Genomic DNA, 3,613 nt, shown 5'->3' with positions numbered 1-3,613 from the left:
TCTAGCCCCCAATGACTTCGAAGCACTCACATCAGCTACACTGACCCAAGCAGCATAGCTAACCCCCGACGTGTCTACTTTCCGGGGGTCAGGCCCGGACTTCCCCAAACCCCTACCCACCTCACCCCGGTACTTTTCTAGCAGGACCTCCAAGTCAGCGAACAGAGCCGGACCGTACTTGGAGTGGCGGAGACCAAACTCGACGCTGACCGCAATGAAGCCAGCTGGGTTACCGAGGTCATGACGGATCCCCTCATGAACCACGACGTGGACGGGGTACCCCTCGGAGAAGAGGAGAGCGATGGCGTCAATAAGCTGCAGCTCCCCACCCTTGCCGAGAGTAATACAGCGGAGAGCACCAAAAATCGCGCGGTCCAGAAGGCAGCGACCGGTAGCCACCAAATTCGACGGCGCATCCCCAACCGCAGGCTTTCCAACATGCCCACAACCTTCCTCACCCGATCATCGTCGGTAACCTCCACATCAAAGACGCCATAATTCGACACCTGCGACGGCTCCACCTCCACCGCCAACAGCACCGAACCCCCATACTCTTGGCGCACCTGAATCATCTCACCCATGGCGGCGGTGGGCTCAATGACCCAATCGGGAAACACGACCGTGGAATAGTGCCCGCCGGCATCTAAGATTTCGTCCGCATCCCCTTCTATTCCTTAGCCCCGTACCCATGTCACGCAAAGCCTTGTTTTACATCACGGTGCGCCATTAAAGCCCCATCCAAAGAAGAATTGGGCTTTCCAACATCTGAATACCCAAACCCGTTGTCTACCACGACTACTGCTCTAGCGGCCCTAATCTACGGATCCATCTCCGTACTGATGTACATCACCAAAGCAGAGTTTGGACCCAAACGCCTCATACCATCTTCGATTGCTTTGCTACGGGACTGTAGTAACTCCAGCGTGATGACCAAGATTTTCAACGGGCTCCGACACAGGAAAATAGCCAGGCCTATTCTTCCCTTTCCCTCTTTCTGGCCTGTCTGCGCTCGCGCCTCCGAGCACGTTTTGCTTTGCGGATGTCTACGACCCAACGCGGAACAAAAGGCCACGGAAGCGGAACCCCGAACCCACCTGTAAATCCAACGGCTCCAATGACAAGAGCTGCCATGAGCGCAACCTTCAGCACCGTGCCAACAAATTCGGGAAGGTTAGCACCATCGACCAACCCTGCTACACCGCCAACACCCAAAACTAGCGTGGAGTAAGGATAATAGAAGAGCACGCCATCACTTACTGCACCTTCCCAGGCGAGTTCGTCGTACCACCTTTCTGATCTGGGCTTCCTCCGCACATACCGGATGTAATAGGTCCAGTAGAACACCATGACAAGCACTAACCCGGCGTATACGAGCAGCCCAATAATATCGCCGTCCATAAAATAGGCCTCCCGTGGTTGCTGGTTGCGGTGTGTAATCAAACGCTACCAGCGTCTGCTGGGGTAAGGCAGGAGACGAAACCAACTTATAGACACGTACAAGCACCCCAACCAAGGACAATGAATAAGACCGGCCAATTGTGATGCTTGAAGCCTTGCGACCTTTAGGCTCCTTCTCTTTAACGTGACCGGCTTCGGCAACAAACGCGCCACGCAGACACCCCCGCCTTCACCCTGCTCACCAGCGAGTCCTTTACCACCGCCTTGCTTGCCGACGCCCCATCTAACCACCCCGCCCCCACGTGGAGCAGACCAACGCCGATGAATCAGAACTGCACAACTTCAGCGAAGCATCCATGCCACTGACCCCGGACCCCACCCACCGCAGCCTACACGAGGGCTACGGCACCGCCGCACGCGAGGCACCAGCGCTGCGGGAGCCCATTAGGGCTGGAGCATGATGAGCGGACGCTTGGCGACGTCCTCCTCTCACCGCACTACCCCAATCCTGAAATCTAGGTTGCCCATCTTTCCGCGCCTTCGCTCGGTTCCCTAAAGAAGTCCCATTCGCAATGCTTCACGGTTGGGGTTGCCCGCAAATCGTGGACACGTAGTGGAGCTACCTAGTGGTTAAGCAGCTATTTCTTTTCTGCTAGTGGTTGAACCGGTGTGGTTCTCAAAGTCGGCGGGGCTGACCATACCGAGTGCGGAGTGTCGGCGTCGACGGTTGTAGACGACTGCAATCCAGTAGGCAACGGCCTTGCGTGCGGCATCACGGGTTGGCCAGCACTTGCGGTCTTAGAATTCAGTTTTAAGCGTCGCCCAGAACGACTCAGCCATCGCGTTATCGAAGCACACGCCAGTACGTCCTACGGACTGAGCAATGCCCAGGTTGCGGCAAGCCTTCCAGAGCTTATCGCTGGTGAATTGGGTTCCGCGGTCAGCGTGGAACACCAGCCCATTAGGAACATCACCGCGGAAGTGTATGTGCCATCCGCAGGGCCCGTTGGGCCAGGTATGTATCTTGAACGCTATCCATAGCCCATTCCAGTACTCTGCGGGAATGACCATCGCGGACCGCGCACAAGTACAACCAGCTTTCACCGGTGCGCAGGTAGGTAATATCTGACATCCATACTCGGTTGAGCTCACCAGTATCAAGCATGGGTTGTGTCCATTAGTGTGGTGTATCTGTAGCCCGCGGTAAGCCTTGTGCCGGTGCACAGCAAGGCGACCATCGCGGGTACCTTTCGAATCAATTCCTACCTATCCTCGAAAGGAAGTACCCTGCGATGGCCACTGCTGCCCATCATATCGACCCGACCGCGAATCTTGAAGAACTCCTCACTCAAGCCTCACCGGATTTGATGCGACAGATGCTCGGTGACTTCATCAATCAGATCCTGTCTGCTCAGGCTGACAGCGTCTGCGGTGCCGACTAAGCCACCGTGTCTGATAGCCGCACCAACACCCGAAACGGCTACCGCCACCGCGCGTTAGACACCCGGGTGGACACCATCGACGTAGCTATTCCCAAACTGCGCCAAGGCTCTTTCTTTCCTGACTGGCTCCTAGAACGCCGCAGCCGTACGGAACGAGCCTTAACCACAGTCATTGCAACCTGTTACCTCAAAGGAGTATCCACCAGACGCATGAACGACCTGGTAGCCACCCTGGGTATTAACAATCTTTCCAAGTCACAGGTATCTGACATGGCCAAAGAACTCGACGCCATGGTCGAAGACTTCCGCACCCGGCCGCTGGATTCAGGTCCGTATTATTACCTGTCGTGTGACGCACTGACGATGAAAGTCCGCGAAGGTGGACGTGTAGTCAAAACCAGTGTGCTTGTGGCTACAGGTGTCAACAACGACGGCTACCGAGAACTGCTGGGAATGCAGGTAGCAACCTCGGAATCCGTAGAGTCATGGACCGGGTTCTTCCAAGACTTAAAAGCCCGTGGACTCGGCGAGGTGTACCTTGTCACCAGCGACGCTCATCTAGGAATCCAGGCCGCCGTTGGACAAGTGTTACCTACTGCAAGTTGGCAACACTGCCGCACGCACTTTGCCAAGAACCTGTCGGCGAAAGTATCCAAACGCCAGTGGACAATCCTGGACCTGACCCCTGTTTGGTGGACACCTGATATCCAGCCTAGTCGGGCTGGAAGAAAGGTAATCTACCACCATGTCCAGGTACTCCGAACAGTTCAAAC

3 protein-coding genes and 2 pseudogenes are annotated in these 3,613 nt (G+C 55.9%); 3 read left to right on the top strand and 2 right to left on the bottom strand.

The genetic code is table 11. The annotated features are described in order from the left end of the window. Window positions 1–183: 183 nt before the first annotated feature. Complete coding sequence (locus BKN05_RS12735) at window positions 184–498, top strand: hypothetical protein (protein WP_374043225.1); 315 nt, start codon at window positions 184–186, stop codon at window positions 496–498. A 474-nt stretch (window positions 499–972) separates the two neighbouring features. On the opposite strand, the gene BKN05_RS11710 is transcribed toward BKN05_RS12735, so the two are convergent. After that, the gene (locus tag BKN05_RS11710) at window positions 973–1,398 is read right to left on the bottom strand and encodes a hypothetical protein (RefSeq protein ID WP_286688712.1); all 426 of its coding nucleotides are present in this window, start codon (window positions 1,396–1,398) and stop codon (window positions 973–975) included. Window positions 1,399–1,700: 302 nt separating this feature from the next. Between BKN05_RS11710 and BKN05_RS11705 the strand changes: the two genes are divergently transcribed. Beyond that, window positions 1,701–1,859: a hypothetical protein gene (locus tag BKN05_RS11705; protein ID WP_286688711.1), complete on the top strand. Its 159-nt coding sequence runs from the start codon at window positions 1,701–1,703 to the stop codon at window positions 1,857–1,859. Between the two features lie 169 nt (window positions 1,860–2,028). Here the strand turns inward: BKN05_RS11705 and BKN05_RS11700 are convergent. Further along, window positions 2,029–2,557, bottom strand: a pseudogene (locus tag BKN05_RS11700) (IS3 family transposase); the annotation flags it as partial. A 133-nt stretch (window positions 2,558–2,690) separates the two neighbouring features. Here BKN05_RS11700 and BKN05_RS11695 point away from each other — a divergent pair. Further along, window positions 2,691–3,506, top strand: a pseudogene (locus BKN05_RS11695) (IS256 family transposase); the annotation flags it as partial. Between the last annotated feature and the right edge of the window lie 107 nt (window positions 3,507–3,613).

This window comes from Corynebacterium sp. S5S1 (genome assembly GCF_001913985.1).
Classification (GTDB): domain Bacteria; phylum Actinomycetota; class Actinomycetes; order Mycobacteriales; family Mycobacteriaceae; genus Corynebacterium; species Corynebacterium marquesiae.
This window is presented reverse-complemented; position numbering and strand designations above follow the sequence as displayed.